The following is a 25,012-nucleotide window of genomic DNA, read 5'->3' on the forward strand; positions in this document are numbered from 1 at the left end:
CGCCTTTTAGATTATAATCTTACGAACTTTGTCTTTTTTAAAAGGGTAATAATTGAATGTTAATTGAAAAAATGCATGGCATCGCCCATAGCTTTATCGGAAAAGCGATCTTTGCTTTAATTCCAGTTTCATTTTTGATTGGTGGGATGTCAGGTTATCTGTATAGCAGCAATGATAGTTTTGCGGCAAAAGTAAATGGCGAGACTATCTCTCAACAAGATTTCTTAAATCGTTATAACCAAGAGTTTGAGGCTAGAGCTCAACAAGAAGGCGAGAGCTTCCTAGCGAAAACTGACTCAGTGGAATTTGTAACTGCACTTCGTCAAAATTTAATTCAACGTTTGGTGGATCAAGAATTAATCCGTCAATATGCCAAAGAATTAAAATTAGGTGTAAGTGATGAGATGATCAAACGTGCGATTGTGAGCGATCCTAACTTACAATCTAACGGTAAATTTGATAACGCGCGTTATCAACAATTATTGACTCAAAATGGTTTAACATCCGATACTTATGCGGCTATTTTACGTAATGCATTAACACTTGAACAAATGCAAAATGGTTTGGCTGACAGTGAGTTTGTTGTACCAGCCCAAGTAAAAGATAACGCACAAGTCTTTTTCCAAAAACGTATCGCTCGTCTTGCAACTCTTCCATTAGCCGATGAAATTGCAAAACAAAAAGTAACGGACGAAGAAATTAAAGCGTATTACGATGCGAATGCGAAGTCACTTGTTCAACCTGAACAAGCGAAAGTGCAATATATTAGTGTTTCGGCAAATGCATTAGGTAAATTACAACCTGTCACTGAAACACAAATTGCACAATATTATCAAGAAAATAAAGCACAATTCATTAGCCAAAAATTAGCACATATTCAATTATCAACTGAGAAAGAAGCAGATGCTGTTTATCAAGAACTGCAAAAAGGTGCTGATTTTGCTGAGTTAGCAAAAACAAAATCCCTAGATAAACTTTCTGGTGCTCAAGGCGGTGAATTAGGTTGGGTAAAAGACAACGAATTACCGAAAAACTTTGAAGATGCAGCATTATTGTTAAATGTTGGTCAATACAGTACACCGGTTAATGTGGATGGGGCTTACCATATTATTTTAGTGCAAGATCGTAAAGAACGTACTTTAGAAGAAGTGAAAGAACAAATCGCAGAGACTGTACGTAAGAACTTAGCAGAAAGCCGTTTCCAAGCAGTAGAAAAAGCGGTTCGTGAAAAAGCAGCAGAAAGTAGTGATTCATTAGCTGCGGTAGCTGAAGCGGCAGGCGTGAAAGTGGAAGAAACGGATTACTTTGGTAAAAATAACGTCCCTGCGGCATTAAATTTCCCAAATGTGACTTCTGCTATTTTTGAATCTGATATTGCAAACGGCGGTGCAAATTCTGAGCCATTAACTGTAGGTGAAAATGAATTTGTAGTGGTACGTGTCGTGGATCACAAAGATGAAGGTTTACAAAGCCTTGATGAAGCAAAATCAACGATTGAGCAATTCTTAAAACGTGAAAAAGCCGATAAAGTATTAGCTGAAAAAGCAGAGCAAGCGGTTAAAGCACTATCTACTGATCCTACAAAATTACCAGCAGGCATTAGTTTTAGTGAACCACAAACCTTTACGTTAATGGATAATAAAGATCCAATGCTTTATGAGGGGGTATTTGCTATTGCTAAACCACAAGATGGTAAAGTAGCTTATCAAGTTGCTCGCAACAGCAAAGGTGATGTAGTTGTGGTTGCTCTTGAACGTGTAGAAGAACCTACTTTAAGTGAGCAAGAATTAGCGAAATTTAGCACTCAACTTGTTCTTGCTCGTCAAGGTGAATTGCAAGGACAGTTAATGCAAGCATTACGTGAAAAAGCACAAATTGAGATTAATAACACCTTTATTAATCAAGATGATTCAGAAGAAGGTGCATCTCACTAAGTTGATTGAAATGTCATTCATCATCAATTTCTGATGGAAAATAAAAGCAAAGTGCGGTAAATTTTGACCGCACTTTTTTATATAAAACAAGGAGAAGACCATGGCTCAAGAAACCATTTTCAGTAAAATTATTCGCAAAGAAATTCCTGCCAATATTGTTTATCAAGATGAATTAGTGACCGCATTCCGTGATATTTCACCACAAGCGAAAACCCATATTTTGATTATCCCCAATAAAGTGATTCCAACGGTTAATGATGTGACGGAACAAGATGAAGTTTCCTTAGGTCGCTTGTTTACTGTCGCGGCTAAAATTGCTAAAGAAGAAGGCATTGCCGAAGACGGTTACCGTTTAATTGTGAACTGTAATAAACATGGTGGACAAGAAGTATTCCATATTCATATGCATCTTGTTGGTGGTGAACCTTTAGGTAGAATGTTGGCGAAATAATGAAAAAGATCCTCATTACAGCGACGGTATTATTTTTAACGGCTTGTTCATCTGCGCCAAATATTGTGGGAACTAATAAACCCATTTTAAATATGGCGGCAAATTTAGCACCGGCTTTAGACGTCGATTTGTCGGATAATACCGCAGCCTTAAAAAATAAAACTACACAACAACTCAATGTGCTTTACCACCTTTATTGGTATAACACACAAGGTGTAACGCAAGTTTGGCCGAATCAGCAAGAAAGCCAATCAGGCAATATTTTATTGCAACCTCAAGAAAAGAAAGTGTTTGAACTACCAAAACCAAGCACAGAAAGTAGCAATTATCGTCTTTACTTACAATAGGGTTATGTCCACATTATTAATTGACCTTGAAGGTCATGAGCTCAAACAAGAAGAAGTTGAATTACTGGAACATCCTTTAGTTGCCGGTTTGATTTTATTTACCCGCAATTTTTATGATCGTCAGCAAGTTCAAGCGCTAATTAAATCCATTCGTCAACGAGTGAAAAAGCCTTTATTGATCACGGTCGATCAAGAAGGTGGTCGCGTACAACGTTTCCGTGAAGGTTTCACTCAGCTCCCCGCGATGCAAGCTTTTGCGGCATTAGTTAAGGATTCAACTCAGCAACAACAAATAGCAAAAGAAGCGGGTTGGCAAATGGCGGCTGAAATGGTGGCGCTAGATATTGATTTGAGTTTTGCTCCGGTGTTGGATTTGGGGCATGAATGTCGTGCGATTGGCGATCGTAGTTTTGGCTGTGATGTAAAAAGTGCGGTCAATTTGGCAGCTGCTTTTATAGATGGTATGCACCAAGCGGGCATGGCAACAACAGGAAAACACTTCCCGGGACACGGCCATGTTTTAGCCGATTCTCATCTTGAAACCCCTTATGATGAGCGTGCAAAAGAGACGATTTTTAATCATGATATTTTGCCATTCCAGCAATTAATTCAACAGAGTAAGCTTGATGCGATTATGCCGGCTCACGTGATTTATACGCAATGTGATAGCCAGCCAGCAAGCGGCTCGACTTATTGGTTAAAAGAGATTTTGCGTAAAGAGTTAGGCTTCCAAGGGGCGATTTTCTCTGATGATTTAGGCATGAAAGGCGCAGGCTTTATGGGCGATTTTGTGGCTCGCAGTGAAAAAGCCTTGAAGGCTGGTTGTGACTTATTATTGCTTTGTAATGAACGAGAAGGTGTCATTCAAGTGCTTGATAATCTGAAGTTAGAGGAGACCACAGAGCATTTTGTAGCACGCCAAGAACGTTTGAAATCACTCTTTAAACAAAAATCCTTTGATTGGTCAGAACTCACCAAAACTTCACGTTGGATTGAAAATCATCAAAAACTGACCGCACTTCAACAAGAGTGGCTTGCTTCTAAATGATTGATTGCCATCATTATCAAAAAGGCAATTGCCGTTCTTGTCAATGGCTTGAAATGCCTTATGCGCAGCAACTTGCTAAGAAAGAAGAGCATCTTAAACAACAACTTGCCAAATTAGATTGTGATGATTTAATTTGGCATCCGCCTTTTTATTCCTCCGAGTCAGCTTTTCGTAATAAAGCGAAAATGGTTATAAGTGGCGCGGTGGAACGTCCCATTCTAGGTATTTTTCAAGACCCGAATGATCCACAAAGTGCGGTGGATTTATGTGATTGCTCGCTTTATCCGCAACGCTTTGCTGAACTCTTTCCGATTCTAAAAGATTTTATTGGACGCGCGGGTTTAGTCCCTTATAACGTAGCTAAGCAAAAAGGTGAGCTGAAATATATTCTGCTTACAGAAAGCCAACATACAAAAAAATTGATGCTGCGTTTTGTATTGCGTTCAGAAACTAAATTGCCGTTAATTCAACGTGAATTTGCAGGCTTATTGGAAAAATTACCACAACTTGAAGTGGTGAGTGTGAATATCCAACCTCAACACGCTGCGATCTTAGAAGGTGAGAAAGAAATCTTTTTGACGGATCAACATACTTTATCGGAAAGTTTTAATGGTATTCCGTTGTTTATTCGTCCTCAAGGTTTCTTCCAAACAAATCCACTTGTAGCGCAAGGATTATATGCAACAGCACAAGATTGGGTACAAGATTTGCCGATTACTAAACTTTGGGATCTCTTTTGTGGCGTTGGAGGCTTTGGACTTCATTGTGCTAAAGCTTTGCAGGATAAACATCAACAAGAAGTAGAATTAACGGGAATTGAAATTTCGCTATCCGCTATCCAAGCGGCGGCTCAATCCGCTCAGGTATTAGGGCTAAGTAACGTTAAATTTCAATCTTTGGATGCCGCTAATTTTGCTTTAGCACAAGATGAAAATAAACCGGATTTGGTGATCGTCAACCCGCCTCGTCGAGGCATCGGAAAGGAACTCGCTGAATTTCTCAATGAAATGCAACCGCACTTTATTCTTTATTCTAGTTGCAACGCGATTTCCATGGGAAAAGATTTGCAGCATCTAACCAATTATAAACTTACTCAAATTCAATTATTTGATATGTTCCCGCATACAGCGCATTATGAAACTCTAACACTTTTATCTGTTAAAATTTGATTTTTTATGAGCGAGGTGACCTTCATTTGAATGAATATATTGAAAGCCTAGAAAGAGAATTTTCTTCAATAGAAAACGGTTTCAAAGAGGAAGAAAAAAGAGCGTTTACTGATTATAAATCTAATGATAGTGAATTCATCAAAAAATTGGCATTTTTGTCATATCAGTCTGAAGTGTATCAAGTAAGAATGTATAGTGTATTTCTTTTTGGATACTTATCCGAGGATAAAAACATCTTAATGTTTTTAAGAGATGAGGTATCTAAAGACAGCAACTGGCGAGTTCAAGAAGTATTGGCAAAATCATTTGATGAGTTTTGTAAAATAATTGGATACGAAAAAGCTCTTCCTGTTATAGATGATTGGTTAAAGAATAGTAATCATAATACAAGAAGAGCAGTTACTGAGGGCTTGAGAATATGGACTGGGAGACCATATTTCAAGGCAAATCCAAATGAAGCTATTAGAAGATTAGCTGCGTTAAGAGATGATCCTAGTGAATATGTTAGAAAATCGGTTGGTAATGCTTTACGAGATATAAGTAAGAAATATCCAGAATTAATCAGAGTTGAGCTTAGTACTTGGAGTCTAGAAACCAAAGGGATTAAACAGGTTTATCAACTTGCAAATAAACTTTTAATAAAAAGCTAACAGAAATGTTAGCTTTTTTATTTAGAAATTTAACCGTACTTTTATTTTGCTATAAACCAGGGCAATTAAGAAAAATAAAGCTTGTAACAAAATAATGCATGCACCAGTGGACGCATCAAAATGATAGCTAAGTAGCACGCCTAGTAGGCTTGCAGTTACAGCACTGGTGATAGCGATAATAAGCATCTTATCGAAGCGATTTGTTAGGGTTAGTGCGGTGATGCCCGGTGCAATTAGCATGGCTACAACCAAAATCACCCCAACGACTTGCATCGTACTCACAATGGTGAGCGCAAGCAGGGTGAGTAGTCCATAATGCAATAATTTAGGCGAAAGACCTGCAACACGGGCATGGCTAGGGTCAAAGCAGTAAAGAAGGAAATCACGACGCTTTAATCCAAGCAAAATAAAAATGATCAAGGCGATGATAGCCGTTTGAATCACCTCTTGTCGGCTTACACCTAATACGTTACCGAATAAGATGTGTGTGAGATGTTGTGAAGTTTGGATTTTAGTGAACAGCACCAAACCAATGGCAAACATCCCCGAAAATACAATCCCCATCGCGGTATCTTCTTTGATACGGCTGTTCTCTTTTAAATAACCCACTCCTAAGGCACAGGCAATACCTGAGACAAAGGCACCAATCACTAATGGAATACCAGCTAAAAAAGCTAAAACAATACCTGGGAGGACGGCATGGGAAATAGCGTCTCCCATCAATGACCATCCTTTCAATACCAAATAGCAAGAGAGTAGCGCACAGATAACGGCAACCACTAATGCGGTGAGTAGCGCATTTTGCATAAAGTCAAACTGAAATGGCTCAGCGAAAATAGTGAATATTTCAGTCATGAACCACCGCCTTACGTCGTTTTTGACTCATTAATCCGTATTTTGGCGAGAATAGAAAAGCTAATAAAAATAACAAAGTTTGTAATGTTACGATGACACCACCTGTGGCTCCATCGAGATAATAGCTTAAATAGACACCGACAAAACCAGTGATTGCGCCTAATGCTACGGCAATTTTGATAAGAGTTTTGAACTTGTCAGTAAGTAAATAGGCGGTTGCGCCTGGTGTGATTACCATCGCAATCACTAAAATCGCCCCGACAGTTTGTAATGCCGCAACGACACAAGCACTCAAGAGTGTAAAAAAGAGAACTTTGTAAAACAGTGGTGAAAGTCCAACTGTAATTGCTTGCGTTTCATCAAAGAAAATCAGTAACAGATCCTTCCAAAAAATAAGCAATAAGACCAAGCAAATCAACATAATGATGGCTACTTGATAAATATCTTCATCGGCAATCCCGAGGATATTACCGAGAATAATATTTTGCACGTTTATTGAGGTCGGATTAAGGGAAATAATCAGCAATCCCAAGGCAAAAAAGGTACTGAAAATAAAGCCGATAACGGCATCTTCTTTGAGTTTAGAAATGGATTTGATCCACAAAATGGAAAGTGCGGCCAAAATACCTGCAAAAAAAGCACCTAAAGCATAGGGGAGTGAAAAGGCATAAGCAATCGCTACACCAGGTACCACGGAATGAGAAAGCGCATCGCCAATTAATGACCAACCTTTCAACATTAAATAGGCAGAAAGAAAGGCACAAATGCCGCCGACTGCGGCACTTATCCACATAGCTTTTTGCATATATTCATAGGAGAAAGGTTCCAGTAAATATTCAAGCATGACTTATTCCTTGTCAGACGGAGGCAGACGACAGGATTTTACAGCCGTTGCGGGCGGATCATTTTTGGTTTCACCATAGAAGACAACGGGACGTTCATCATCCGTAAGCACGGTGACAGCACGTTTATCTTCATCATTATGCAGATCTTCACCTAATAATTTGACGTGTCGTAATACACCACCAAAGACTTTTTCCAAATTATGCTGATTGAATGTATCTTCTGTTTTACCGGCAGCAATCACAGTACGGTTAATCATCACCACTTGATCACAGAAATCGGGTACAGAACCCAAGTTGTGGGTAGAAACTAAAATTAAATGGCCTTCAGCACGTAATTGGCGAAGGAGTTCCACAATAGCATTTTCAGTTTTAACATCCACACCTGTAAAAGGCTCATCGAGTAAGATAATCTTACTTTGTTGTGCTAACGCGCGAGCTAAAAATACGCGTTTTTTCTGTCCACCAGAAAGCTCGCCGATTTGTCGTTCTGCCAAATGTTCGATGTTTACTCGTTGCATGGCTTCGAGCACTTTTTGTTTGTCTTCAGCCTTTGGAATGCGTAGGAAATTCATGTAGCCGTAGCGTCCCATCATGACAACATCATAAACGGAGACTGGAAATTGCCAATCGACTTCTTCCGCTTGCGGCACATAGGCAACCAAATTTTGTTTCAAAGCTCGATTAATTGGCAAACCACAAAGCGAAATATTGCCTTGTTGTGGTTTAATTAAGCCCATGATGCTTTTGAATAGCGTTGATTTTCCGCTCCCATTTACGCCGACAAGAGCACAGATGGTTCCCCCTTGTAATGCAAAGGTAACATCATAAATTGCAGTGTGCCCGTTGTTGTAACGCACGGTTACGTCATTAACGGAAATAGAAGCGGACAGTTCAGTCATTATTTTTCAAATCCTTTGACTATGGTGGATACAGTGACATTCAGTAAGTCAATATAAGTTGGTACAGGGCCATCAGCAGCAGAAAGGGAATCGACATAAAGTACGCCGCCGTACTTAGCACCGCTTTCTTTCGCTACCTGTTGAGCAGGTTTGGCTGACACGGTACTTTCACTAAATACCACTGGAATGTGATTTTTTTTCACTAAATCGATCAGTTTACGTACTTGTTGAGGTGTACCTTGTTGTTCAGCGTTAATTGGCCATAAATAGCCTTCTTTGAGATCGTAATCTTTCGCTAAATAACTAAAGGCGCCTTCACTGGTCACTAACCAACGTTGGTCGGCAGGAATCTGTGAGAGTTTTTCACGTAAAGGTTTATCGAGCTGTTTGATTTTTTCTGCATACGCCGCTGCATTTTTTTGATAAGTATCAGCATTTTGCGGATCGTATTTAACTAATGCATTTTTGATATTTTCGACATAAATCAACGCATTAGATGGCGACATCCAAGCGTGTGGGTTAGGGGCATCTTTATAAGGGCCTTCATAAATAGAAAGTGGCGTGACGCCTTCGGTTACCACAACGGCTGGTTTATCTTTGATATTTTGGAAGAAACGCTCAAACCAACGCTCTAAATTTAATCCGTTCCATAAAATTAAATCAGCAGATTGAGCTTTTACAATATCTTTAGGGGTCGGTTCATACTCGTGAATTTCTGCACCAGGTTTGGTGATAGATTCCACCGTCGCGGCATCGCCCGCAACATTTTGTGCGATATCCTGAATAACCGTAAATGTGGTCACCACTTTAAATTTCGCTTCGGCTTGTAAAGCTGCTAAACCTAGAGCGATAACAGATAGGCTTTTAAATAAATGCTTCATGAGATCTCCTTAAAAATAATGATGAATTAGCATTCTGCATAATAATATCATTTTTTACAAGCTTTTTAAATGAAAATAATTATCAAATCGATAGGTGATTAAACTTAAAAAGCGGAAAATTTTGTGCAAAATTGACCGCTCTTTTTTGAAACAATTAACCACCAACTTGTTGGATTAGACGATCCATACCTGCTTCATCATAGCCTTCTTCATATTGGGCTTCATCAACGGTAAAGTTGTGCATGCTACGCCCTGCGATACAACCGTATTGTTCTAATTTTCCTTTGGTAAAGTTAGTACGAAACGCAGATGAATGGTTATTTAAACTGATCACACCGATGGTAGAGTGATTACATGGATTTTTATTCACGAAAACTAAATTATAGCCAGATTCGCGAATATAGCCGGTTTTATTAATTGCTGCATCAAACACTTCTTCACGCACTAATTTATTGGTGTTTTTAACAAAAACGCTGCGTCCGCCAGCTTGAATGAAGGCACTTGGCATATTAGAAAGATTTTTGATTTGTGCTTTATTGAGCGAGTATTTGGCTAGCTTAACTAAATCCATTGCACTTGAAATGTTGCTATCAGATAAACCTGAACTGTCTGAAAAGCGAGTAGAGCGCATGCCTAATTCTCGTGCTTTCTCATTCATTTTTTGGATAAATTGCAAACGACTCATGCCCGCAGAGCGAGAAAGTGCATGGGCAGCATAGTTATCAGAATGAACAAGCATTGCTTTTAATAATTCATTACAAGAAATTGGCGTGTATTTTGGTAATTTTGTATGTGTGCCTTTAATGTAATCATAATCATCGTCAGTAATCGATGCAGTACAATTTGCGTTTCGATTATTTTCAAGAAACACATTCGCTGTCATTAACTTGGTGACGGATGCGATAGGTTGCACATGATTAGGTGAGCTACTTTCGAGCACTCTATCATGGGTGAAATCATATACGATATAAGATTGTGCCGTTGCGACTGCGGGTACTAAACACAATACAGAAAGAACTTTTTTTAACATATCTTCAATATAGCTAACTCAGAGAATAAAACGAAGTGCACATTCTATCAGTTTTTGTAGGGGTTTGGGATGTATGAAAGATAAAAAATTCGAAGTTTTTTTAACCGCACTTTTCCCTTTCATTTTTTTGATTTTTGCGATGCGGATCGCAAATAAGTGCGGTCAAAATTTTCGTTGTTTTTTAAATCTGCTAGCTTATCTGTCGGTAAATCTGTAAAATCTCGGCTCATTTTTAATATGCGAATTTTTTGTTGCTCAATTATGAGTAACATCATCGCCGTAATGTGTAATAACGAGGCTTTATGTTAGAACAACCCCTTTCATCCGAAACGAATACAAAAAAGATTAACTTAATGGATTTAACGCGTCAGCAGATGCGTGAGTTTTTTGCTGAATTAGGCGAGAAACCATTTCGTGCGGATCAATTAGTGAAATGGATTTATCATTTTGGCGAAGATAACTTCGACAATATGACCAATATTAATAAAAAATTACGAGAAAAATTAAAAGCGGTCTCGGAAATTAAAGCGCCAGAAGTGGCGGTTGAGCAACGCTCTGCGGATGGTACCATTAAATGGGCGATGCAGGTAGGTGAACAGCAAGTTGAAACGGTCTATATTCCTGAAGCAGATCGTGCGACGCTTTGCGTCTCTTCTCAAGTGGGTTGTGCGTTAGCTTGTACCTTCTGTTCAACAGCACAGCAAGGCTTTAACCGTAATTTAACAGTGTCTGAAATTATCGGTCAGGTTTGGCGTGCATCAAAAATTATCGGTAATTTTGGTGTGACGGGTGTACGTCCTATTACCAATGTGGTAATGATGGGTATGGGTGAACCATTGTTAAATGTAGCCAATGTTGTACCCGCGATGGAAATTATGCTAGATGATTTCGCGTATGGATTATCTAAACGACGCGTGACGTTATCCACTTCAGGAGTCGTGCCTGCACTCGATATGTTACGCGAAAAGATTGATGTAGCATTAGCCATTTCACTTCACGCACCGAACGATGAATTGCGTGATGAAATTATGCCGATCAATAAAAAATATAACATCAAAATGTTGATGGATTCGGTGCACAGATACTTAGAAGTATCAAATGCTAACCATGGTAAAGTGACTATTGAATATGTGTTATTAGATCATGTGAATGATGGTACAGAGCATGCGCATCAATTAGCTCAAGTGTTAAAAAATACCCCGTGTAAAATTAACTTGATCCCATGGAATCCGTTCCCAGAAGCGCCTTATGGTAAAAGCTCAAATAGCCGTGTCGATCGTTTCCAAAAAACATTAATGGAATACGGTTTTACGGTAATTGTGCGCAAAACTCGTGGTGATGATATTGATGCCGCTTGTGGTCAGTTGGCGGGGGATGTGATCGACCGAACCAAACGTACAGCAATGAAGCGTAAGTTTGGCGAAGGTATTGACATAAAAGCTGTTAACTAAGCTAAATATAACAATACTTGTAAAGGAAAAATGGCCTGGATAAGAGTGATAAGATAGAGGAGTGATAAGATGAAATTAATCCCAATTAACATTCTAAGTGCGCTCATTTTTCCTTTTGTTTTTTCTGCTTGCGTCTCTCAGTCTTCTGTTGATTTTAATAAACAACAAGCAGCAAAAGCGCGCGTTGAATTGGCATTAGGCTATCTGCAACAAGAGGATTTTGTTCAAGCAAAACTGAATTTAGATAAAGCTTTTGAACATGATGAACGCTATTATCTTGTGCACTCGGCACTTGCGCATTTTTATCAATTACAAGGCGATACGGAAAAAGCGAAGCAAGCTTATTTACAGGCGATTAAGTTAGATGATAAGCAAGGTGATGTGTATAACAACTTCGGTGCTTTTTTATGTGGGCAAGGTGAGTTTGAACAAGCTTATTCACAATTTAATGCTGCACTCGCTGCACCGAATTATTATCATCAAGCCGATACTTACGAAAATATGGCACTTTGTGCTTTTGCCGGAAAACAAACCGATGTTTATCACCAAGCATTGGAGAAATTGCGCCAAGTTGATCCTTCCAGAGCGGAAAAGCTCCGTGCGCTCAAATAATCATTGCCAAAAGCCCCTTTCGACTTTAAAATTTGGTATTTAGTTTTTTATTTCTATTTCTCTATTTTTATTCCTATGAATACAATCGTCGAACAAACTGAAACAACTGAAATCTCCTTTGGGGATAAACTTCGCCAAACACGCGAAGCATTAAATCTTTCTTTAGAAGATGTGGCAAAGGCCATTTCTTTACGTCCAGGCATTTTGGCAAAATTAGAAAATAATGAATTTGTCCAAAAAAATGTCCCTTCAACCTTTTTGAGAGGTTACGTTCGTAGTTATGCGAAATTTTTACGTATTCCTGATGCTGAATGGGCTCATTTAACTTTTGGTGAAGCACACAAAAATGATTTAAGTAAAAATGCACGTGCGACTCTTTCAGTTAACCAATATTCATCTCACAGCCGTTGGGTAGGCACACTCACAACTATTATTTTACTCGCTGCTGTGGGAATGACTGGCTTATGGTGGTGGCAAAATTATCAAAAATCAAACGAAGAACGTGATAATTTAGTCCAAACCTACGTTGAAAAAGAAAAAACAGCAGAGGTGCCAGTTACTCATTCGAATAAAATTCCAGTAACAATAAATAGCCAGCCTGCGGTGTCAAACAATGGAACTACGCCAGTAGCGGAAACAACAAATAATGCCGCTGCTGAACCCGCTGTTTCAACTACTCAAGAAAATCAAGCTCAAACAGTAAACGCAGAAGTTTCAACCGCAGCAACTTCAGCACCTACCGTTGAACAAGCGCAAGCACCTGTTGTGGAACAAACGTTACCTAACACCGAACCAACAACAGAGAAAACCGTGCCTGATACACAAAGTGCGGTTGAAAACCCCGCTATTTCTGAAGCTCCAACCACAGCGAAAGGCGATCTCGTTATTGAGATCACAAAGAATTCAAGCTGGATTAGTGTGAAAGACCAAAACCGTAAAGTATTAGCGCAAAAAGAATATAAACAAGGCGAAGTCTTAACTTTTAATGGTAATGACTATGCATTGATTATCGGTGCGCCGGGTAACGTTCGCATTACTTATAAAGGCGAAGCGTATCCGCTTACCGTTGATGGCCGTGTGGCTAAATTTAAATTACCAAAACCTTAACGAATAATTTACGAAAGAATGTCAGCAGTAAAACCTACTATCAAACGTCGTGAATCGACAAAAATTTATGTGGGCAATGTACCAATCGGTGGTGACGCACCGATTGCCGTACAATCCATGACAAATACTCGCACAACTGATGTTGAAGCGACCGTTGCACAGATTAAATCGTTGGAACGTGTCGGCGCAGATATCGTGCGTGTTTCTGTTCCGACCATGGATGCCGCCGAAGCCTTTAAAATCATTAAACAGCAAGTGAATGTGCCATTAGTGGCGGATATTCATTTTGACTATCGCATTGCATTAAAAGTGGCTGAATATGGGGTGGATTGCTTACGTATTAATCCAGGCAATATCGGTCGTGAAGATCGTATTCGTGCAGTGGTGGATTGCGCGCGTGATAAAAATATCCCGATCCGTATCGGTGTAAATGCTGGCTCATTAGAAAAAGATATCCAAGAGAAATTTGGCGAGCCAACACCTGAAGCTTTATTAGAATCAGCATTACGCCATGTTGAAATTTTAGATCGTTTAAACTTCGATCAATTTAAAGTGAGCGTAAAAGCATCTGATGTTTTCCTTGCGGTGGAAGCTTACCGTTTACTGGCAAAAGCCATTAAACAGCCGTTACATTTAGGCATTACGGAAGCAGGTGGCGCACGTGCAGGTGCGGTAAAATCTGCAATTGGTTTAGGTATGCTGTTGGCAGAAGGTATTGGTGATACCTTACGTGTCTCTTTAGCCGCCGATCCTGTAGAAGAAATCAAAGTTGGTTTTGATATTTTGAAATCGTTACGTATTCGTTCTCGTGGGATTAACTTTATTGCTTGTCCAACTTGTTCTCGTCAAGAGTTTGATGTGATCGGCACGGTGAATGCACTGGAACAACGTTTAGAAGATATTATCACCCCAATGGATGTGTCTATTATTGGTTGTGTGGTAAATGGCCCGGGTGAAGCATTAGTGTCTGACCTTGGCGTGACCGGTGGTAATAAGAAAAGCGGTTATTATTTAGATGGCGAGCGTCAAAAAGAACGTTTTGATAACGACGCGATTATTGACCAATTAGAAGCTAAAATTCGTGCAAAAGTTGCACAACAAGATCCAAAAAATCGAATTATTTAAGGAAAACTCGTGGCAAAAAATATTCAAGCAATTCGTGGGATGAACGACTGCTCTCCAACTGAATCTCCACTTTGGCAATGGATTGAAGGACAGGTTCGCCAAATTTTAAGCAGCTACGGCTATTCAGAAGTGCGTATGCCAATCGTAGAAAGTACGCCATTATTTGCTCGTGCAATCGGTGAAGTAACCGATGTTGTCTCAAAAGAAATGTACACATTCTGGGATAATGATGAGCAATTAACACTTCGTCCTGAAGGTACAGCCGGATGTGTGCGTGCTGCGATTGAACATGGTTGGATTTACAACAATGAACAACGTTTATGGTACATGGGGCCGATGTTCCGCCATGAGCGTCCACAAAAAGGTCGTTATCGTCAATTCCACCAAGCGGGTGTAGAAGTCTTTGGTATCGCAACCCCTGAAATTGATGCCGAGTTAATTATTTTAACGGCGCGTTTGTGGAAAGCGTTAGGGATTGATCAACATGTTTCTCTTCAATTAAATTCGATTGGTTCATTAGAAGCACGTGTAAACTATCGTTCTGCATTAGTGGCTTTCTTAGAAAATCACCAAGATTTAATGAGCGAAGAGGAGAAAGAACGTCTTGTAAAAAATCCATTACGTATTTTGGATACTAAAAATCAAGCATTACAAGATGTATTGGACGGCGCGCCAAAATTATTGGATTATTTAGACGATGAAAGTCGCGAGCATTTTGCGCAGTTATGCGGTTTATTAGATGCGGTTGGCATTCAATATGAAATTAATCCAAAATTGGTTCGTGGCTTAGACTATTATAATAAAACCGTATTTGAATGGGTGACATCTGCATTAGGTGCACAAGGCACCGTATGTGGTGGTGGACGTTATGATGGCTTAGTTGAGCAACTTGGTGGTCACGCAACCAGTGGTGTCGGTTTCGCAATGGGCTTAGAGCGTTTAGTGCTACTTGTTCAAGAAGTGAATAAATCGATTCCGGTAAAAAGTGCGGTAGATATTTACGTTGTTTATCAAGGTGAAGGCACAACATTAGCCGCATTCCAACTCGCTGAAAAACTTCGCTCAGAATTACCGCACTTAAGCACCATGTTGCATTGCAGCGGCGGTAATTTCAAAAAACAATTTAAACGCGCTGATAAATCAGGTGCAACCCTTGCCCTTGTGCTTGGTGAAAGCGAAGTGCAAAATAATCAAGTGGTGGTCAAACACTTACTTGGCGCAGCTGAGCAACAAACCATTGATGTGGCCAATTTAATTGAACACGTAAAAGCCCAATTTTAATTTTAGAAGGATAGGAAAATGGCATATACCATTGAAGAAGAACAAGAACTGAACCAGTTAAAAGAATGGTGGAAAGACAATGGCAAAACCATTATTGCCGCTTTTATTCTTGGTGTAGGCGGGATGTTGGGCTGGCGCTATTGGCAGTCTTATCAAGCCAATCAAATTATGCAAGCGTCTGCTGAATATGATGCCTTAGTTTATACAGCAAACAAAGATGCCGCAGCACAACAAGCTAAAGTGGCTGAATTTGTGAAAGCGCATGATAAAACTAGCTATGCGGTATTTAGCTTACTAGATCAAGCAAAAGGTTTTGTTGCAAAACAAGATTACGTATCTGCTGAAAATAGCTTGAAACAAGCGATTGCTCAATCACAAGATGATATCTTAACGTCTCTTGCAGCGCTTCGTTTATCTGCCGTGCAATTCCAACAAGGTCAATTTGATGCCGCATTAGCAAGTCTAAATCAAGTGAAAAGCCAAGGCTTCAGTGCACGTAAAGATCTTTTAGCGGGCGATATTCAAGTCGCAAAAGGCGATGTGAATGGTGCTAAGGCAAGCTTTGAGAATGCACAAAAAAGCGGTAACCCGTTAGAAAAACAAATGGCGCAGATGAAATTAAATAATCTGTAATATTTTAATTAGCCCGAATTGCTCGGGCTTTTTTATTGGATTTTTGATCTTATGATTCAGAAACCTATTGTGCCACCACCCATCATTTTTATTGGCTGTGCACTTATCATGGCATATTTGCCTAATCCTTATCCGTTAAAAATCAATGCATTAGCAGTTTATTTGATTGTATCGGTTTCTTCTGTCATCGTTTTTTTCAGCCTTTGGCAATTTTATAAAAGTAAAGCGAATATCAATCCAATTCACTTAGAAAAAAGCAACGTGTTTGTGGTAGATGGTATTTATCGTTTTAGCCGCAACCCAATGTATTTAAGTTTAGCGGGCTTGCTAGTGGCGTGGGCAGTTTATTTGCAAAGTGCGGTCAGTTTTTTAGGTGTTTTTCTTTTTGTTTATCTCATCACACAATGGCAAATTAAACCTGAAGAATACTGGCTTGAGAAGAAGTTTGGTGACTCTTATTTGGCTTACAAGAAAAAAGTGAGACGCTGGATTTAACCAATAAAAAAAATCGCCTAAAAATAGGCGATTTTTTATATATTTTTAGAAGCTATTATTTAGCTGCACATCCACAATCTGCTAATTTTTTAGCAAAACGCTCTGCAACGAAATCCCAGTTTACTACGTTCCAGAATTCTTTGATGTAGTCTGGACGACGGTTTTGGAATTTCAAGTAATAAGCGTGTTCCCAAACGTCTAAACCTAAAAGTGGGAAACCTTCACAACCTGCGATCTCTTTACCCATTAATGGAGAATCTTGGTTTGCGGTAGAAACAACAGATAATTTGCCTTGGTTGATCACTAACCATGCCCAACCAGAACCGAAACGAGTCGCCGCTGCTTTTTCAAATTCAGCTTTGAAGTTTTCTACAGAACCGAAATCACGCTCGATAGCTGCTTTTAAATCACCTTGTAAAGTGGTGCCTTTTTTCAATGATTTCCAGAATAAGCTGTGGTTTGCGTGACCACCTGCATTGTTACGTAACGCAGTACGTTTTTCAGCTGGGATTTTGTCTAATTGGCTGATTAATTGACCTGAGCACATTTCAGAAAATTCAGCAGGTAAAGTTTCTAACACCGCATTTGCATTGTTTACATAAGCTTGGTGGTGCTTAGTGTGGTGAATTTCCATTGTTTGTGCATCAAAATGTGGTTCTAACGCATCATAAGCGTAACCTAATTCAGGTAGAGTATAAGACATAATATGTTCCTTTTTTAAATGAAGTTAAGGTAATATTTTTGATAAAACAACATCAAAAAGTAACTAAATAGTAGCAGAAAATTTGATTTAGATCAGTAAATCTTTTAATTATTTGATTATCCGATGAATAGACTAGAAAAGCTTAATTTGTTTTAAATCAATAAACACACCGATCTACTTCTAAATAGTTATGCCTTTTAGCCCTTAAAATCTCGTCAAAATTTCCCCTTGTGGTAGAATACCCGCTGATTTTTAACAAGGTTTTATTTTTAAGGCTGAGACTATGTTTCCTGCTTATCAACTTCAATTAGAACAATTAGCGTGTCAACGTGGCGATCGCGTATTGTTTACTGATCTTTCACTGCACTTTCAAAGCGGTGATTTCGTGCAAATTGAAGGGCACAATGGTATCGGCAAAACAAGTTTATTGCGGATTTTAGCCGGCCTTGCACAGCCTGTAGAAGGTAAAGTGCGGTGGAATTCAGACGAGATTACCAAACAACGCGAAGAATACCATCATCAGCTACTTTATCTCGGCCATCATTCTGGCGTAAAGCCTGAATTAACGGCATGGGAAAATTTAAAATTTTATCAGCAGATTAGTCAAAGCCAGCAAGGCACCGATATTTTATGGGATGTGTTGGAAACAGTGGGCTTACTCGGTCGCGAAGATTTACCGGCAGCTCAACTTTCAGCTGGTCAGCAAAAGCGCATTGCCTTGGCGAGATTATGGATCTCGGAAGCACCACTTTGGATTTTGGATGAACCTTTTACAGCAATAGACAAAAAAGGGGTTGAAGTTTTGACCACACTTTTTGAAAATCATGCTAAAAAAGGTGGAATGGTGATTTTAACGAGTCATCAAGAAGTACCAAGTAGCCTATTAAAGAAAATCAATCTTGCTGATTATAAATATAACCCTTAGATTTTTATGATATTTTTACAGATTATAAAGCGAGAGCTGAAGATTGCGACCCGTAAGCAAGCGGAAATTTTAAATCCGCTTTGGTTCTTTTTGATCGTCATCACGCTATTTCCATTAGTCATTGGGCCGGATCCTAAACTACTTTCTCGCATTGCACCCGGGGTTGCTTGGGTTGCGGCATTGCTTTCTGCGTTGCTGTCTTTTGAACGCTTATTCCGAGATGACTTTATTGATGGCTCTTTAGAACAATTGATGCTTACGGCTCAACCTTTAGCCCTAACGGCACTCGCAAAAGTTGTTGCACACTGGCTATTAACGGGTTTGCCGTTAATTTTACTGTCACCCATCGCGGCTTTATTGCTCTCATTAGAAGTGAATATTTGGTGGGCATTGGTGCTTACACTCTTAGTGGGCACGCCGATTTTAAGCTGCATTGGTGCAATTGGTGTGGCATTAACGGTGGGATTGCGTAAAGGTGGCGTATTGCTGAGTTTACTTGTGGTACCATTATTCATTCCGGTTTTAATTTTTGCTTCAGCAATTTTAGATGCCGCAGCATTAAATCTCCCTTATGGTGGACAGCTTGCTATTTTAGGTGCAATTTTGGCTGGCGCGATAACCTTATCGCCTTTTGCGATTGCCGCTGCACTACGAATTAGTTTAGATAATTAATCATCATGACGGTGAAAGTGCGGTCAGATTTTTAACTGTTTTTTATTTTTTGAATTAAGGATCTTTTATGTGGAAGTGGTTACATCCTTACGCAAAACATGAAACCCAATATCATTTATGTGGCAAATTAAGTCCATTTTTTGGTGTGATTGCGGTTTTATTATTGGCTGTTGGAATCGTTTGGGGTTTAGCTTATGCTCCGGCAGATTATCAGCAAGGCAATAGTTTCCGAATTATGTATGTCCATGTGCCGGCAGCGATTTGGTCAATGGGTGTGTATGGTTCTATGGCTGTGGCTGCCATTATTGCGTTAGTTTGGCAAATTAAAGCCGCTCATCTTTCAATGATAGCCATGGCACCGATCGGTGCAATGTTTACCTTTATTGCCTTGGTAACAGGTGCAATTTGGGGTAAACCAATGTGGGGAACTTGGTGGGTATGGGATGCGCGTTTAACTGCAGAACTCATTCTTTTCTTCTTATATATCGGTGTATTAGCGCTTTATTCGGCATTTTCTGATCGTGCCGTGGGCGCAAAATCAGCGGGTATCTTGTGTATTGTTGGTGTGGTGAATTTACCAATTATTCACTTTTCTGTAGAGTGGTGGAATACCTTACATCAAGGGGCAAGTATCACGAAGTTTGAAAAACCGTCGATTGCAACGCCGATGTTAATTCCACTGATTTTATGTATTTTGGGATTTTTATTTTTATCCATTTGGTTTACGCTTGTGCGTTACCGCGTTGAATTGCTAAAAGAAGACAGTAAACGTCCATGGGTAAAAGAGTTAGCAAGTAAGCTGAAATAGTTTTTTATTTTTATTTTAGGGAGCGGAAAATGTTTTTCCAAAGTTGGAGTGATTTTATCAATATGGGAGGCTACGGTTTTTATGTGTGGCTTTCCTATGGCATTAGCCTCGTGGCAATGATCATTTTGGCGATACAAAGCGTCAAGGGGCGTAAAGCAGTATTAAAAGAAGTGTTACGCGAGCAACAACGTGAAGCCCGTTTAAACCAAGCAAATAAAGGAAATACGCTATGAATCCAAGACGTAAATCAAGACTTTCGATCATCATCTTTGTGATTTTAGGTATTTCAATTGCGACAGGTTTGGTGCTTTATGCACTTCGCCAAAATATTGATTTATTTTATACCCCTTCGGAAGTTGTAGAAGGGAAAGACGGAAATCCTGATCAAAAACCTGAAGTTGGGCAACGTATTCGTGTTGGTGGTATGGTGGTTGAAGGCTCTGTTAGTCGAGATCCGAAAAGTCTCAAAGTTCGCTTTGATGTGAATGATATTGGTCCATCAATTACAGTAGAGTACGAAGGTATTCTGCCAGATCTTTTCCGTGAGGGACAGGGTATTGTTGCGCAAGGTGTGTTAAAAGAACCAACCTTGTTAGAAGCAACAGAAGTGCTTGCTAAACATGATGAAAATTATGTGCCGCCAGAATTGGGTGAGAAAATGCAGAAAATGCATAAACCAATGGGGGCAGAACTAAAAGGCGAGAGTGAAGCCGATCGTCGTTATAAAGAAACCCAGCAAAAATCGCAAGAAGGTCGCTAATGATTGCTGAATTAGGAAATTATGCGCTTGCTTTAAGCCTTGCCGTTTCATTCTTTTTAGCCATTCTCCCATTATGGGGAGCTGAAAAAGGTCATCCTCAACTTATGTCATTGGCTCGTCCAATGACTTATGGTTTATTTTTTACTTTAACCATTGCGTTTGCAGCATTGTTCTATCTGTTTGCTGTCAATGATTTCAGTGTGCAATATGTGGTGAATAACTCTAACAGAAGCTTGCCGATTTATTATCGTTTATCTGCAGTTTGGGGTTCACATGAGGGCTCATTATTACTTTGGATTTGGTTATTAACACTTTGGGGTGCAGCTGTAGCCTTATTTAGCAAACACTTGCCACAAGAAGCAGTAGCTCGTGTATTAGGTATTATGGGGATTATTAGCATCGGCTTTTTACTCTTCGTATTATTTACCTCGAATCCATTTACCCGTACATTCCCTGATTTCCCAGTAGATGGCAGAGAACTCAACCCAATGTTGCAAGATGTGGGCTTAATTTTCCACCCTCCATTACTTTATATGGGATATGTTGGTTTTTCTGTTGCCTTTGCCTTTGCGATTGCCTCATTAATGACGGGTAAATTAGACTCAGCTTGGGCTAGATGGTCACGCCCTTGGACGATTGCTGCTTGGGTGTTTTTAACACTCGGGATTGTGCTCGGTTCTTGGTGGGCATATTATGAGCTCGGCTGGGGCGGCTGGTGGTTCTGGGACCCAGTAGAAAACTCTTCTTTAATGCCTTGGCTTGCGGGAACCGCATTAATCCACTCTTTAGCGGTGACTGAAAAACGTGGCTCTTTTAAAGCTTGGACTGTGCTTTTAGCGATTTTGGCGTTCTCCCTTTGCTTACTGGGTACATTCTTAGTTCGTTCCGGTATCTTAGTGTCAGTACACGCCTTTGCTTCAGATCCAACACGTGGTTTGTATATTCTTGCTTATTTGGTTGTAGTGATAGGTGGCTCGTTAACCTTGTATGCTTATAAAGGCAACCAAATTCGTTCACGTGATAATGCGGAACGTTATTCTCGTGAAACCTTATTATTATTAAATAACATCCTATTAATGACCGCACTTTGTGTGGTGTTCTTAGGAACATTATTACCGTTAGTTCACAAACAATTAGGTTTGGGATCTATTTCGATCGGTGCGCCGTTCTTTGATCAAATGTTCCTGATTATTATGACCCCATTTGCCTTATTACTAGGTATTGGGCCATTAGTAAAATGGCGTCGAGATCAGTTCTCTGAAATTCGTACACCGGTTGTTGTGAGTGTCATTGTGATGGCGATTGCAGGTTTTGCTTTACCGTATTTCTTACAAAATAAACTCACCGTCAGTGCTGTGCTTGGTACCATGATGTCCGTCATTATTGTGTTACTGAGTCTCTATGAAATGAAACAACGTGCAACACACCGCGAATCTTTCTTTAAAGGTATTACCAAACTTTCTCGTTCCCATTGGGGGATGATTTTGGCTCACCTTGGTGTGGCGATGACCGTTTGGGGAATTGCCTTTAGCCAAAACTTCAGTGTAGAACGTGATGTGCGAATGGCTGTGGGTGATACGGTACAGATTGCTAACTATGACTTCAAATTTGCAGGCGTGAGTGATGCAAATGGTCCTAACTATATGGGCGGTAAAGCACAAATCGACATTTCAAAAGCAGGTAAACCGGAAGCAACATTATTTGCTGAAAAACGTTTTTATACCGTCAGTAAAATGCCAATGACGGAAGCAGCAATTAATTGGGGCTTTACTCGTGATCTTTATGTCGCTTTAGGTGAAAAAATAGATGATAACTCATGGGCACTACGTCTTTACTATAAACCATTTATCCGTTGGATTTGGATTGGCGGATTGTTTATGGCATTAGGTGGCTTGCTCTGTATGTTTGACCGTCGTTATCGTTTTAGTCGATTAGTTAAACAGTCTTAATTGTAATAAGGGGCGTATGCCCCTAGAAATAGATGTGAAATTGATAGTGTTATGAATAAAAAACTACTTATCCCACTTATTATTTTTCTTGCCGTGGCTGCAGCTTTTTTAGTTCAGTTAGGACGTAACGCGCAAGGTGATGATCCAAAAGCGTTAGAATCTGCGCTTGTGGGAAAACCTGTGCCACAGAAAACATTAACGGATTTATTGGAAAATAAAACCTACGGTAATGAAATTTTCCAACAAGGCAAACCGATTCTCTTGAATGTGTGGGCAACTTGGTGTCCAACTTGTTATGCCGAGCATCAATACTTGAATCAATTGGCTAAACAAGGTGTAACAATCATTGGTATCGACTATAAAGATGAATCACCAAAAGCTATAAAATGGCTGAAAGATTTAGGCAATCCTTATAGTCTTGTGCTTAAAGATGAAAAAGGTTCTTTTGCATTAGATTTGGGGGTTTACGGCGCACCAGAAACATTTATCGTGGATGGCAAAGGTGTGATTCATTATCGCTTAGCGGGTGATGTGAATGAACGCGTTTGGAATGAGACCTTAAAACCGATTTATGACAAACTCGCGGAGAAACCATAATGAAAAAATCATGGCTTTTTTTAACCGCACTTTTTGTGAGTATCTCGGCGACAGCTTCTATTGATGCATTGAATTTTGCATCACCAGAGCAAGAAAAGGACTATCATCAATTAACACAAGAATTGCGTTGTCCTCAATGTCAAAATAATAATATTGCTGATTCGAATGCAACTATTGCGGTAGATATGCGTGGCAAAGTGTTTGAGTTGTTACAAGAAGGTAAAAAAAGAAGTGAAGTTGTCGATTATATGATTCAACGTTATGGCAATTTTGTGACTTATGATCCACCAATGACGACGTCAACAATCGTATTATGGATTGCCCCAATTTTGTTAGTTTTGATTGGCATTTTATTTATATTTAAACGTAAATCAAAAAGCCCAAGTGCGGTCAATTCTGACGCGATTTTAGATGATGAAGAGAATGCACGTTTATCGGCTTTACTCAAAGAAAAGGATAAATAATGAATTTTGCATTAAGTATTATTGTGCTCACTTTAGTTGTGGCATTGATTTGTTTTTATCCCTTGTTGCGTTCTGTTAAAGCAAAAGAAGATAAAAAGCGTGATGAGTTAAATAAAGCCCTGTATTTTTCTCGCTTAAAAGAGATAGATCAAGACAATCAGCAAGGCTTAGTAGAGAACGTTGAACAACTTAAACAAGAGCTACAAAAAACATTATTGGAAGATATTCCTCAACAAGAAACACAAACGATCGATAAAAATGCCAAAAATTACGGTAAGTTGTGGTTTGTTTCTGGTTTATTAGGTTTGGCCATTATTGCTGGCGGGGCTTATTTCCCTTTGGGATCTTGGAAAGCCGAAGATATGATGGAAAAAACATTGGCAAAATTACCTTATTTCTTTGAACGAATCAAAGAAGAAGACACAAACCCAATGACGGATGCAGAAATGCAGCAATTTTCGACCGCACTTCGTTTGGATTTACAAAAAACACCAAAGGATGCTAAAAAATGGTGGTTGTTAGGTCAGGTAGGGATGAATTTAGGTAATGGAAAATTAGCCTTTGATAGTTACCAACAAGCGAATAAGCTTGAGCCGGATAATTTAGATTATAAGCTTTCTTATGCGCGTATGTTGATGTCTTCTGAAGATCAAACGGATAAACTGAAAGGTAACCAGCTTTTACGTGAGATTATTCGTCAAGATCATTCTAATCCTGAAGCATTAAGTTTACTTGCTTTCAGTTATTTTGAAGGTGAGGATTATAAAATGGCAGCCGTCACCTGGGCGATGATGTTACGTTTATTAGAACCAGATGATCCTCGCGTGCCAATGCTTGAGAAGAGTATTCGTGCTGCACGTGATGCCCTTGCTTTACAGGAAGAAGAAAAAGCAAAAAGCGTCACACCGGAGAAATAATGAAACCTCAATTATTAGGTTTTCACCATATTGCGATTATTGCTTCGAACTATGCACGTTCGAAGCATTTTTATATGGATATTTTAGGGGCAAAACAGCTGAATGAAACTTATCGGGCAGAACGAGATAGTTATAAATTAGATTTAAGTTTTCCTGATGGGAGTCAAATAGAGCTATTTTCTTTCCCAAATTCTCCTCAAAGAGTAACCAGCCCTGAAGCCTGTGGTTTACGGCATTTGGCATTCAAAGTAGAAAATATTGATGAGTACGTAGCTTATCTTTTAGAGAACGGAGTTTCTTGTGAACCAATTCGGCTTGATGAATTAACCAGAATGAAGTACACTTTCTTCCGAGACCCGGATTATTTACCAATTGAATTATACGAGAACAATTATTAGCTTAGG

At 39.4% G+C, this 25,012-nt stretch carries 29 protein-coding genes; 23 read left to right on the forward strand and 6 right to left on the reverse strand.

What is annotated here, in order from left to right:
- Nucleotides 1-56 precede the first annotated feature (56 nt).
- The 6 genes from ppiD (at nt 57) to HMPREF3279_RS09675 (ending at nt 5,599) form a co-directional block, all read left to right on the forward strand.
- A complete protein-coding gene (gene ppiD, locus HMPREF3279_RS09650; protein ID WP_070869004.1) occupies nt 57-1,934 on the forward strand; it encodes a peptidylprolyl isomerase in 1,878 nt (625 codons plus the stop codon).
- Nucleotides 1,935-2,034: 100 nt separating this feature from the next.
- Nucleotides 2,035-2,385: a purine nucleoside phosphoramidase gene (gene hinT / locus HMPREF3279_RS09655; RefSeq protein WP_070869005.1), complete on the forward strand. Its 351-nt coding sequence runs from the start codon at nt 2,035-2,037 to the stop codon at nt 2,383-2,385.
- Nucleotides 2,385-2,732 (forward strand): putative periplasmic lipoprotein, encoded by a 348-nt coding sequence (locus tag HMPREF3279_RS09660; protein ID WP_049363082.1) that lies wholly within the window; start codon nt 2,385-2,387, stop codon nt 2,730-2,732. Before hinT ends, HMPREF3279_RS09660 begins: the two co-directional genes overlap by 1 nt.
- Before the next feature lie 4 nt (nt 2,733-2,736).
- On the forward strand, nt 2,737-3,780 hold the full coding sequence (gene nagZ, locus HMPREF3279_RS09665) for a beta-N-acetylhexosaminidase (protein ID WP_070869006.1): 1,044 nt from the start codon (nt 2,737-2,739) through the stop codon (nt 3,778-3,780).
- Nucleotides 3,777-4,949 (forward strand): 23S rRNA (uracil(747)-C(5))-methyltransferase RlmC, encoded by a 1,173-nt coding sequence (rlmC, locus tag HMPREF3279_RS09670; RefSeq protein WP_070869007.1) that lies wholly within the window; start codon nt 3,777-3,779, stop codon nt 4,947-4,949. Before nagZ ends, rlmC begins: the two co-directional genes overlap by 4 nt.
- Nucleotides 4,950-4,975: 26 nt before the next feature.
- Complete coding sequence (locus HMPREF3279_RS09675) at nt 4,976-5,599, forward strand: HEAT repeat domain-containing protein (RefSeq protein WP_070869008.1); 624 nt, start codon at nt 4,976-4,978, stop codon at nt 5,597-5,599.
- Between the two features lie 21 nt (nt 5,600-5,620).
- On the opposite strand, the gene HMPREF3279_RS09680 is transcribed toward HMPREF3279_RS09675, so the two are convergent.
- From HMPREF3279_RS09680 to HMPREF3279_RS09700, 5 genes are all read right to left on the reverse strand, one after another.
- Nucleotides 5,621-6,454 (reverse strand): metal ABC transporter permease, encoded by an 834-nt coding sequence (locus HMPREF3279_RS09680; RefSeq protein WP_070869009.1) that lies wholly within the window; start codon nt 6,452-6,454, stop codon nt 5,621-5,623.
- Nucleotides 6,447-7,298 (reverse strand): metal ABC transporter permease, encoded by an 852-nt coding sequence (locus HMPREF3279_RS09685; RefSeq protein ID WP_049367070.1) that lies wholly within the window; start codon nt 7,296-7,298, stop codon nt 6,447-6,449. Before HMPREF3279_RS09685 ends, HMPREF3279_RS09680 begins: the two co-directional genes overlap by 8 nt.
- 3 nt (nt 7,299-7,301) lie before the next feature.
- Entirely contained in the window at nt 7,302-8,198 is an 897-nt protein-coding gene (locus tag HMPREF3279_RS09690; RefSeq protein ID WP_070869010.1) for a manganese/iron ABC transporter ATP-binding protein, read from the reverse strand.
- Nucleotides 8,198-9,079: a metal ABC transporter substrate-binding protein gene (locus tag HMPREF3279_RS09695; protein WP_049364985.1), complete on the reverse strand. Its 882-nt coding sequence runs from the start codon at nt 9,077-9,079 to the stop codon at nt 8,198-8,200. Before HMPREF3279_RS09695 ends, HMPREF3279_RS09690 begins: the two co-directional genes overlap by 1 nt.
- Nucleotides 9,080-9,233: 154 nt before the next feature.
- Nucleotides 9,234-10,109 (reverse strand): D-alanyl-D-alanine carboxypeptidase family protein, encoded by an 876-nt coding sequence (locus HMPREF3279_RS09700; protein WP_070776048.1) that lies wholly within the window; start codon nt 10,107-10,109, stop codon nt 9,234-9,236.
- A 302-nt stretch (nt 10,110-10,411) separates the two neighbouring features.
- On the opposite strand from HMPREF3279_RS09700, the gene HMPREF3279_RS09705 reads away from it, so the two are divergent.
- From HMPREF3279_RS09705 to HMPREF3279_RS09735, 7 genes are all read left to right on the forward strand, one after another.
- Nucleotides 10,412-11,560 (forward strand): dual-specificity RNA methyltransferase RlmN, encoded by a 1,149-nt coding sequence (locus HMPREF3279_RS09705; protein ID WP_070869011.1) that lies wholly within the window; start codon nt 10,412-10,414, stop codon nt 11,558-11,560.
- Nucleotides 11,561-11,629: 69 nt separating this feature from the next.
- Nucleotides 11,630-12,172, forward strand: coding sequence for a type IV pilus biogenesis/stability protein PilW (gene pilW, locus HMPREF3279_RS09710; protein WP_070869012.1), 543 nt, complete (start codon nt 11,630-11,632; stop codon nt 12,170-12,172).
- A 75-nt stretch (nt 12,173-12,247) separates the two neighbouring features.
- Entirely contained in the window at nt 12,248-13,279 is a 1,032-nt protein-coding gene (locus HMPREF3279_RS09715) for a RodZ domain-containing protein (protein ID WP_070869051.1), read from the forward strand.
- A gap of 18 nt (nt 13,280-13,297) precedes the next feature.
- Nucleotides 13,298-14,404, forward strand: a complete 1,107-nt coding sequence (gene ispG / locus HMPREF3279_RS09720; protein ID WP_070869013.1) for a flavodoxin-dependent (E)-4-hydroxy-3-methylbut-2-enyl-diphosphate synthase — start codon at nt 13,298-13,300, stop codon at nt 14,402-14,404.
- 9 nt (nt 14,405-14,413) lie between these two features.
- Nucleotides 14,414-15,685 (forward strand): histidine--tRNA ligase, encoded by a 1,272-nt coding sequence (gene hisS, locus HMPREF3279_RS09725; protein WP_070869014.1) that lies wholly within the window; start codon nt 14,414-14,416, stop codon nt 15,683-15,685.
- An 18-nt stretch (nt 15,686-15,703) separates the two neighbouring features.
- The gene (locus tag HMPREF3279_RS09730; protein WP_070869015.1) at nt 15,704-16,318 is read left to right on the forward strand and encodes a YfgM family protein; all 615 of its coding nucleotides are present in this window, start codon (nt 15,704-15,706) and stop codon (nt 16,316-16,318) included.
- A 51-nt stretch (nt 16,319-16,369) separates the two neighbouring features.
- Nucleotides 16,370-16,813 (forward strand): methyltransferase family protein, encoded by a 444-nt coding sequence (locus HMPREF3279_RS09735; RefSeq protein WP_070869016.1) that lies wholly within the window; start codon nt 16,370-16,372, stop codon nt 16,811-16,813.
- Between the two features lie 55 nt (nt 16,814-16,868).
- Here the strand turns inward: HMPREF3279_RS09735 and sodA are convergent, their stop codons facing one another.
- Complete coding sequence (gene sodA, locus HMPREF3279_RS09740) at nt 16,869-17,516, reverse strand: superoxide dismutase [Mn] (RefSeq protein ID WP_070712760.1); 648 nt, start codon at nt 17,514-17,516, stop codon at nt 16,869-16,871.
- A 283-nt stretch (nt 17,517-17,799) separates the two neighbouring features.
- Between sodA and ccmA the strand changes: the two genes are divergently transcribed.
- The 10 genes from ccmA (at nt 17,800) to HMPREF3279_RS09790 (ending at nt 25,006) form a co-directional block, all read left to right on the forward strand.
- Nucleotides 17,800-18,441, forward strand: a complete 642-nt coding sequence (gene ccmA, locus HMPREF3279_RS09745; protein WP_070869017.1) for a cytochrome c biogenesis heme-transporting ATPase CcmA — start codon at nt 17,800-17,802, stop codon at nt 18,439-18,441.
- 6 nt (nt 18,442-18,447) lie between these two features.
- Nucleotides 18,448-19,113, forward strand: a complete 666-nt coding sequence (ccmB, locus tag HMPREF3279_RS09750) for a heme exporter protein CcmB (protein ID WP_049364995.1) — start codon at nt 18,448-18,450, stop codon at nt 19,111-19,113.
- Nucleotides 19,114-19,180: 67 nt separating this feature from the next.
- Complete coding sequence (locus HMPREF3279_RS09755; protein ID WP_049367059.1) at nt 19,181-19,921, forward strand: heme ABC transporter permease; 741 nt, start codon at nt 19,181-19,183, stop codon at nt 19,919-19,921.
- 29 nt (nt 19,922-19,950) lie between these two features.
- Entirely contained in the window at nt 19,951-20,154 is a 204-nt protein-coding gene (gene ccmD, locus HMPREF3279_RS09760; RefSeq protein ID WP_005699972.1) for a heme exporter protein CcmD, read from the forward strand.
- Nucleotides 20,151-20,681, forward strand: coding sequence for a cytochrome c maturation protein CcmE (gene ccmE / locus HMPREF3279_RS09765; protein WP_049374622.1), 531 nt, complete (start codon nt 20,151-20,153; stop codon nt 20,679-20,681). Before ccmD ends, ccmE begins: the two co-directional genes overlap by 4 nt.
- Nucleotides 20,681-22,630: a heme lyase CcmF/NrfE family subunit gene (locus tag HMPREF3279_RS09770; RefSeq protein ID WP_070869018.1), complete on the forward strand. Its 1,950-nt coding sequence runs from the start codon at nt 20,681-20,683 to the stop codon at nt 22,628-22,630. Before ccmE ends, HMPREF3279_RS09770 begins: the two co-directional genes overlap by 1 nt.
- A gap of 51 nt (nt 22,631-22,681) precedes the next feature.
- Nucleotides 22,682-23,227 carry a DsbE family thiol:disulfide interchange protein gene (locus HMPREF3279_RS09775; RefSeq protein WP_049364999.1) on the forward strand — a complete coding sequence of 182 codons (546 nt, stop codon included), beginning with the start codon at nt 22,682-22,684 and terminating at the stop codon, nt 23,225-23,227.
- Nucleotides 23,227-23,691 carry a cytochrome c-type biogenesis protein gene (locus tag HMPREF3279_RS09780; protein WP_049365000.1) on the forward strand — a complete coding sequence of 155 codons (465 nt, stop codon included), beginning with the start codon at nt 23,227-23,229 and terminating at the stop codon, nt 23,689-23,691. The genes HMPREF3279_RS09775 and HMPREF3279_RS09780 overlap by 1 nt, the downstream gene beginning before the upstream one ends.
- Nucleotides 23,691-24,608, forward strand: coding sequence for a c-type cytochrome biogenesis protein CcmI (gene ccmI, locus HMPREF3279_RS09785; RefSeq protein ID WP_049372900.1), 918 nt, complete (start codon nt 23,691-23,693; stop codon nt 24,606-24,608). Before HMPREF3279_RS09780 ends, ccmI begins: the two co-directional genes overlap by 1 nt.
- Entirely contained in the window at nt 24,608-25,006 is a 399-nt protein-coding gene (locus HMPREF3279_RS09790; RefSeq protein WP_070869019.1) for an SMU1112c/YaeR family gloxylase I-like metalloprotein, read from the forward strand. The genes ccmI and HMPREF3279_RS09790 overlap by 1 nt, the downstream gene beginning before the upstream one ends.
- Nucleotides 25,007-25,012 lie beyond the last annotated feature (6 nt).

Source organism: Haemophilus sp. HMSC71H05 (assembly GCF_001838635.1).
Taxonomy (GTDB): domain Bacteria; phylum Pseudomonadota; class Gammaproteobacteria; order Enterobacterales; family Pasteurellaceae; genus Haemophilus_D; species Haemophilus_D parainfluenzae_R.

Excerpts from the sequence above, each read along its gene's own strand:
- ppiD (WP_070869004.1), top strand. The coding sequence starts at position 57 with ATGTTAATTGAAAAAATGCATGGCATCGCCCATAGCTTTATCGGAAAA.
- hinT (WP_070869005.1), top strand. The coding sequence starts at position 2,035 with ATGGCTCAAGAAACCATTTTCAGTAAAATTATTCGCAAAGAAATTCCT.
- HMPREF3279_RS09660 (WP_049363082.1), top strand. The coding sequence starts at position 2,385 with ATGAAAAAGATCCTCATTACAGCGACGGTATTATTTTTAACGGCTTGT.
- nagZ (WP_070869006.1), top strand. The coding sequence starts at position 2,737 with ATGTCCACATTATTAATTGACCTTGAAGGTCATGAGCTCAAACAAGAA.
- rlmC (WP_070869007.1), top strand. The coding sequence starts at position 3,777 with ATGATTGATTGCCATCATTATCAAAAAGGCAATTGCCGTTCTTGTCAA.
- HMPREF3279_RS09680 (WP_070869009.1), bottom strand. The coding sequence starts at position 6,454 with ATGACTGAAATATTCACTATTTTCGCTGAGCCATTTCAGTTTGACTTT.
- HMPREF3279_RS09685 (WP_049367070.1), bottom strand. The coding sequence starts at position 7,298 with ATGCTTGAATATTTACTGGAACCTTTCTCCTATGAATATATGCAAAAA.
- HMPREF3279_RS09690 (WP_070869010.1), bottom strand. The coding sequence starts at position 8,198 with ATGACTGAACTGTCCGCTTCTATTTCCGTTAATGACGTAACCGTGCGT.
- HMPREF3279_RS09695 (WP_049364985.1), bottom strand. The coding sequence starts at position 9,079 with ATGAAGCATTTATTTAAAAGCCTATCTGTTATCGCTCTAGGTTTAGCA.
- HMPREF3279_RS09700 (WP_070776048.1), bottom strand. The coding sequence starts at position 10,109 with ATGTTAAAAAAAGTTCTTTCTGTATTGTGTTTAGTACCCGCAGTCGCA.
- HMPREF3279_RS09705 (WP_070869011.1), top strand. The coding sequence starts at position 10,412 with ATGTTAGAACAACCCCTTTCATCCGAAACGAATACAAAAAAGATTAAC.
- pilW (WP_070869012.1), top strand. The coding sequence starts at position 11,630 with ATGAAATTAATCCCAATTAACATTCTAAGTGCGCTCATTTTTCCTTTT.
- HMPREF3279_RS09715 (WP_070869051.1), top strand. The coding sequence starts at position 12,248 with ATGAATACAATCGTCGAACAAACTGAAACAACTGAAATCTCCTTTGGG.
- ispG (WP_070869013.1), top strand. The coding sequence starts at position 13,298 with ATGTCAGCAGTAAAACCTACTATCAAACGTCGTGAATCGACAAAAATT.
- HMPREF3279_RS09730 (WP_070869015.1), top strand. The coding sequence starts at position 15,704 with ATGGCATATACCATTGAAGAAGAACAAGAACTGAACCAGTTAAAAGAA.
- HMPREF3279_RS09735 (WP_070869016.1), top strand. The coding sequence starts at position 16,370 with ATGATTCAGAAACCTATTGTGCCACCACCCATCATTTTTATTGGCTGT.
- sodA (WP_070712760.1), bottom strand. The coding sequence starts at position 17,516 with ATGTCTTATACTCTACCTGAATTAGGTTACGCTTATGATGCGTTAGAA.
- ccmA (WP_070869017.1), top strand. The coding sequence starts at position 17,800 with ATGTTTCCTGCTTATCAACTTCAATTAGAACAATTAGCGTGTCAACGT.
- ccmB (WP_049364995.1), top strand. The coding sequence starts at position 18,448 with ATGATATTTTTACAGATTATAAAGCGAGAGCTGAAGATTGCGACCCGT.
- HMPREF3279_RS09755 (WP_049367059.1), top strand. The coding sequence starts at position 19,181 with ATGTGGAAGTGGTTACATCCTTACGCAAAACATGAAACCCAATATCAT.
- ccmD (WP_005699972.1), top strand. The coding sequence starts at position 19,951 with ATGTTTTTCCAAAGTTGGAGTGATTTTATCAATATGGGAGGCTACGGT.
- ccmE (WP_049374622.1), top strand. The coding sequence starts at position 20,151 with ATGAATCCAAGACGTAAATCAAGACTTTCGATCATCATCTTTGTGATT.
- HMPREF3279_RS09770 (WP_070869018.1), top strand. The coding sequence starts at position 20,681 with ATGATTGCTGAATTAGGAAATTATGCGCTTGCTTTAAGCCTTGCCGTT.
- HMPREF3279_RS09775 (WP_049364999.1), top strand. The coding sequence starts at position 22,682 with ATGAATAAAAAACTACTTATCCCACTTATTATTTTTCTTGCCGTGGCT.
- HMPREF3279_RS09780 (WP_049365000.1), top strand. The coding sequence starts at position 23,227 with ATGAAAAAATCATGGCTTTTTTTAACCGCACTTTTTGTGAGTATCTCG.
- ccmI (WP_049372900.1), top strand. The coding sequence starts at position 23,691 with ATGAATTTTGCATTAAGTATTATTGTGCTCACTTTAGTTGTGGCATTG.
- HMPREF3279_RS09790 (WP_070869019.1), top strand. The coding sequence starts at position 24,608 with ATGAAACCTCAATTATTAGGTTTTCACCATATTGCGATTATTGCTTCG.